The 5,125-nt window shown below is 71.9% G+C and carries 7 protein-coding genes; 2 read left to right on the forward strand and 5 right to left on the reverse strand.

The features are described 5' to 3' along the window. Positions 1–646: MFS transporter (locus tag RT323_RS15890; protein WP_313410180.1), on the forward strand; the 646-nt coding region annotated here is incomplete at its 5' end. A gap of 55 nt (positions 647–701) precedes the next feature. After that, positions 702–1,271, forward strand: coding sequence for a GNAT family N-acetyltransferase (locus RT323_RS15895; RefSeq protein ID WP_313410181.1), 570 nt, complete (start codon positions 702–704; stop codon positions 1,269–1,271). Here the strand turns inward: RT323_RS15895 and RT323_RS15900 are convergent. The 5 genes from RT323_RS15900 to RT323_RS15920 form a co-directional block, all read right to left on the reverse strand. After that, a complete protein-coding gene (locus RT323_RS15900) occupies positions 1,258–2,208 on the reverse strand; it encodes a DUF6226 family protein (RefSeq protein WP_313410183.1) in 951 nt (316 codons plus the stop codon). The genes RT323_RS15895 and RT323_RS15900 overlap by 14 nt on opposite strands. Further along, positions 2,165–2,887, reverse strand: a complete 723-nt coding sequence (locus RT323_RS15905; protein ID WP_313410185.1) for an ABC transporter ATP-binding protein — start codon at positions 2,885–2,887, stop codon at positions 2,165–2,167. The genes RT323_RS15900 and RT323_RS15905 overlap by 44 nt, the downstream gene beginning before the upstream one ends. Beyond that, the gene (locus RT323_RS15910) at positions 2,884–4,026 is read right to left on the reverse strand and encodes an ABC transporter permease (protein ID WP_313410186.1); all 1,143 of its coding nucleotides are present in this window, start codon (positions 4,024–4,026) and stop codon (positions 2,884–2,886) included. Before RT323_RS15910 ends, RT323_RS15905 begins: the two co-directional genes overlap by 4 nt. Positions 4,027–4,102: 76 nt before the next feature. Then, a complete protein-coding gene (locus RT323_RS15915) occupies positions 4,103–4,675 on the reverse strand; it encodes a TetR/AcrR family transcriptional regulator (RefSeq protein WP_313410188.1) in 573 nt (190 codons plus the stop codon). Between the two features lie 7 nt (positions 4,676–4,682). Then, positions 4,683–5,125 (reverse strand): Ig-like domain repeat protein (locus tag RT323_RS15920; RefSeq protein ID WP_313410190.1); only part of this gene is annotated, 443 nt, incomplete at its 5' end.

Genomic DNA, 5,125 nt, shown 5'->3' on the forward strand with positions numbered 1-5,125 from the left:
GTGGGTGCTGCTGCGTCCCGATCCGCTCGCCCGCCGGGACGCCGCCGCCCCTCCCCCGCCGCGGATCGCCGCTGCCCTGCCCCACGTGCGCGGCACCACCGCGATCGCGATCGCGGCGGTCGCCCTGTCGCACGCCGTGATGGTCTCGGTGATGGCGCTGACCCCGGTGCACATGTCCGGCCACGGCGCCTCGCTGTCGATCATCGGCTTCACGATCAGCCTGCACATCGCCGGCATGTTCGCGCTGTCGCCGCTGTTCGGCTGGACGACCGACCGGTGGGGTGCCGAGCCCACGATCCTGCTGGGCCAGGCGGTGCTGATCCTGGCGTGCGGCATCGCCGGGACCGCGGGCGACTCGAACGTCCAGATCACGATCGGGCTCATCCTGCTGGGTGTCGGCTGGTCGATGTCCGTCATCGCCGGCGCAGCCCTGCTGACCCGCAGCCTCGACGCCTCGGTCCGGCCGCTGGTGCAGGGCTTCAGCGACCTGTCGATGAACCTGGCCGGAGCCGCCGGCGGCCTGGTCGCCGGCGTCGTCGTGGCAGCGTGGAGCTTCGGCGCGCTCAGCGCCGTGGCGACGCTGCTGACGCTGCCGGTCGTCGGCGCGGTCCTGCTCGCCGAGCGTCGCACCACCGTCCCCTCCTAGGTCTGGATCGGACGGCGAAGTGGGAAACGTCGGTCCGCGGTCCTACGCTCCGACCATGGCGATCGAGGTGCGGCCCGCGACCGAGTTCGAAGACGTGCGCACGATGCTCGGGCCGAAGCGGCCTGAGTCCGACGTGTGCTGGTGCCTGAGCTACCGCGTACCCGGGAAGGTCAACCGTGAGCTGCATCGCGAGGCCCGCGGCGAGAAGATCCGCGAGCTGATGGCGCAGGGTCCGCCCGGCGTGCTGGCCCACGACGGGGACGAGGTCGTCGGCTGGGCCGCGATCCACCCAAGGGCCGACACCAGCTTCGCCACGAACCGCAAGATCCCCCACGTCGACGACCTCGACGTGTGGAGCCTGTGGTGCGTGCGCGTGCGTCCCGGCCACCGCGGGCAGGGCATCGCCCACCACCTCGTCGAGGGCGCGGCCCGGTACGCGTTCTCACAGGGTGCTCCCGCCGTCGAGGCCTACCCCGTCGACAACCAGGGCGCGAAGGTCGACCTGACGATGGCGTACGTGGGCACCCGTGCGCTGTTCGAGCGTGCCGGTTTCGAGAAGGCAGCCGACACGGACTCCGTCCTCAACCGGTTCCCACGCGTGCTGATGCGGCTCAGCCCACCCTGAGCGGCCACGCTCCCCACCGGCGCGGCTCCGTGGGGACGTCGAGCGGCTCGGGTCCGCCGTCGCTCCCTTCCGACTGCTCGGTGAGCCCCTCGAACCGCACGTTCACCTTCCACGGCTCGCTGCCGTCCGCCTCGCTGCGCCATTCGCTCATGGTCCCCTCGACGACCGCGAAGACCATCGTCTCAAAGTCGTCGAGCAGGTCGGGCACCGAGTCGTCGCAGGCGTCGCACCCGCAATCCGGCCACATGTCGCGGTACCGGAATCCTGCCTCGAGCTCCACGCCGGGCAGGCCTCGCAACGGGAAGAGCATCGTCAACGGCGCACCACCGCCGCCGCGAGGCGTGAGGGTGATGCGCTGCCGCCCGTCGGTACCCTCCTCGGTCCGGTCGACGTCGTACGTCCGCTCGAGGTGATCGACCAGGGCTCGCGCGACGGTGACCACGGGCTCGAACCTCTCGGGGTGCGCGCACGTGCTGTAGACCTCGGCCGGAGGCTCGACGTCGCCCCAGTAGACGGCCCCGTAGTCGATCGGCTTGCCGCTCGCGTCCGGCCAGGTGCCGATGTCCACGCGTGGTCGCACGTAGTCCCTCAACAGTCCCGCCGGCACGGGGAACGGCAGGACGTGCCTCCTCGGTTCGGCGCCCACCGCGGACGCGGCCCCGAACTCGTCCTCGACCACGGTCACCCGGTCGACGGTCGCCTCGCCGACGCGGACGGGAACGAACGTGTCGTCGGGCAGGGTCAGCGTGTACTGCTCGGCGAGGTAGCCGATGCCGCGCCGCTCGAGCGCCTGCTCGGCCTCGTGCCAGTCCGCACCGGGAGCCGTGACGCGGCGCCCCAGCAGGTCGAACGCCGCCACCTCGTCCCCGTCGAGCTCGATCCAGCCGACCGTCTCACCGTCGGCGCGACGGTGCGGTATCCATCCCTCGGGCAGCATGCGCCAACTCTGTCAGAGTCCCGTCCACCATCTCGAGCACTCGGTCACAGTGCTCGAGCACGTCGTGGTCGTGGGTGACCATGACGACGGCGACGTTCTCGTCGCGCGCCCGGTCGGCCAGCAGCCGCACGACCTCGTGGCTGCGGCTGCGGTCCAGCGCGGCCGTCGGCTCGTCCACCAGCAGGAGCGTCGGATCGTTCACCAGGGCGCGGGCGATGCCGACGCGCTGGCGCTCGCCACCGGAGAGGGTTCCGGGGCGGTGCTTGGCCCGGTGGGCCATGCCGACCGAGTCGAGCACTGCCGCGGGGTCGACCCGCCGGTTGCCCGCCAGCCGGCCGGCGAGACGGACCTGATCGGCCGCGGTCAGCGCCGGGAGCAGGTTGCCGGCCTGGAAGACGAAGCCGATCGTGGTCAACCGGAAGCGCGCGGCGGCGCCTTTGGAGAGCGTCCCGAGGTCGGTGCCGTGGACGCGCACGGAGCCGGAGTCGGGGTTCGACAGCGCGCCGGCGACCGCCAGCAACGACGACTTGCCCGATCCGGACGGGCCCACGATGGCGACGAACTCGCCGGCGCGGACCGTCAGCGAGACGTGGTCGAGGGCGCGGACGCGCGACTCGCCGTCGCCGAGCTCCAGCGTCGCGTCCGTGATCTCCAGGGCGGGGGTGGGTGTGGTGTTCATCGACGGCCTCCCAGCGCGGCGAGCGGATCGATCCGGGTGATGCGCAGCACCGAGACCGCGGCTCCGAGAAGCCCGAGCACGACGGTCAGGACGGACGCGCCCGCGACCGGTCCGGCCTCCAGCTCGAACGGCATGGCGGCGGGCATGACGGCACCGACCGCGACGCCGGCGGCCACGCCCACGGCGGTGAAGAAGAGCAGCACGATCGCCGCCTGGGCGAGGCTGTCGCGCAGCAGGTGGCGACTGGACGCCCCGATGGCCCGCAGGACCGCGAGGTCGCCCGCGCGCTGGATCGTCCACACCGTGAAGAACGCTCCCACCACGAGCGCGCAGATGACGTACAGGAACACCTGGATCATGCTGAGCGTCATCGTCTCGGCCTCGTAGCCGGGCGACGCGTTGAACGACTCGGTGAGCGTCATGCTGGTCGTGCCGGCCTCGGCGTCGATCGCGGCGAGGTCGGGCTCGTCCCCGTCCTGCGCCTGGACGGCGACCGCACTGAACACGTCGTAGCCCGTCGCGGCGACCGTCGCGGCGGTGGGCGCGCCGGGCTGCACGGAGTTGGAGGCGATCAGCTGCCACGTCTCGAGCGGCAGGTAGGCGACGTCGACGTGCCCGAAGGTCGCCTGGCCCTCGGTGAAGCCGACGACGGTCAGCTCGACGTCGATGCGGTCCAGGGTCACGGTGGTGCCGACCTCGACGCCCTCGTCCCGGAGCGTCTCCGACACGACGATGCCGTCCGCCGGGCCGAGGCCGTCACCGAGCGACGTCGCCGGGGCCAGGAAGCCCTCGGGATCGACGCCGAACAGGGTCAGGTCGACCTGGTGGTCGTCGTCGGTCGTGGAGTTGACGATGCTGACGCCGATCGGCTCGGCGGCCTTCACGCCCTCGGCATCGCGCCACGGCGCGAGCTGCTCCTGCTCGAGGATCGAGCGACTGAAGGCGTTGTCCTCCATCGTGCCCTCGTCGAAGGCGAACGACGTCACGGGCATGGCCTTCAGGCCGGACACGCCGTCGTTGACGAGTCCGGTGGACAGGCCGGAGAGCAGGACGACCAGCACGGAGATCAGTGAGATCACCGCGCCCATCAAGGCAAAGCGGCCTCGGGCGAACAGCAGCTCGCGCAGCGCTAGGAACATCGGTTCCCCTCGGATCGGATGATCCCGACACCTTGTCGGGAAGATACCGACAGTGTGTCACCGACGGCCTGACGGCTCAGCGCCGGGGCAGTCCGGACTCGAGCAGCGCGAAGACGTCCTGCGCCGTGGTGGCGGGATCCGCGCCGTGCTGGACCGCCTGGACACCGGCACCCAGCGCACCGTGCACCAGCGCGACGAACCGGTCGGGCGTCCCGAGGTCCGCGAGCACCTCGGCGACGGGCCGGAGCAGTGCATCGTGCAGCACCATGAGGTCGTCGAAGCGGCTCGGCGAGAACTCCGCCTGGCGGAAGTGGCCCGCCAGGTCGTGCTCCCCGTCCGCCGTCATGCGCATCGTGGAGTCGATCAGGGCGCGCAATCGTGGCAGCCCCGGCGGCACGTCCTCGAGCGCCTCCGCGAGGGCGTGGTTCCAGCGGTCGAACGCCTCGATCGCCACCGCGATGAGCAGGTCGTCCCTCGACGGGAAGTAGTCGTAGAAGCTCGACCGCGACATCCCGGCCCGCTCGGTGACGGTGCGCGGGTTGATGCCGGCCATCCCCTCGTCCTGCAGGACGGCCTCGGCGGCGCGCACCAACGAGGCCCGCTGGGCCTCGCGGTGCGCGCCGACCGTGGGCGCGGAGATCTTGGGCATCAGTCCATTATGGCCTGACCGTGACAGCCTTCCGCGGCGAACTCGAGGCCTTGGTCTGGCGCGAGCCGAGGTAGACGGCGCGGATCCGCTGGCTGGAGCGGAGCCTCACCGTCGCCACGGCCCTGCCCTTCACCAGCCGCACCGTCCTCAGGACCCTCGAGCCGGCCATGAAGCGGACCCGGCCCACGGGCTGGTGCCCGGCCGCACGCACGGTGGCGACGACCTTGACCGGCTTCGCACGCTTCGTCGCCCGCTTCACCGCGAGGGAGGTGCGACTGGAGGCCTTCACGACGGTGACCGTGACCGGCGTGCTGGTCGAGGCACCCGCCAGCGCGGATCCCGTGAACCGCGCGGTGAGGCGGTGGCGTCCGACCGTGAGGCGCGGCAGCGCGACGGTGGCCTGCCCGCCGGCGACCCGGGCGCGGGCGACCACCTTCGCGCCGTCGCGCA

It is taken from the genome of Aeromicrobium sp., from assembly GCF_032084975.1.
Taxonomy (GTDB): domain Bacteria; phylum Actinomycetota; class Actinomycetes; order Propionibacteriales; family Nocardioidaceae; genus Aeromicrobium.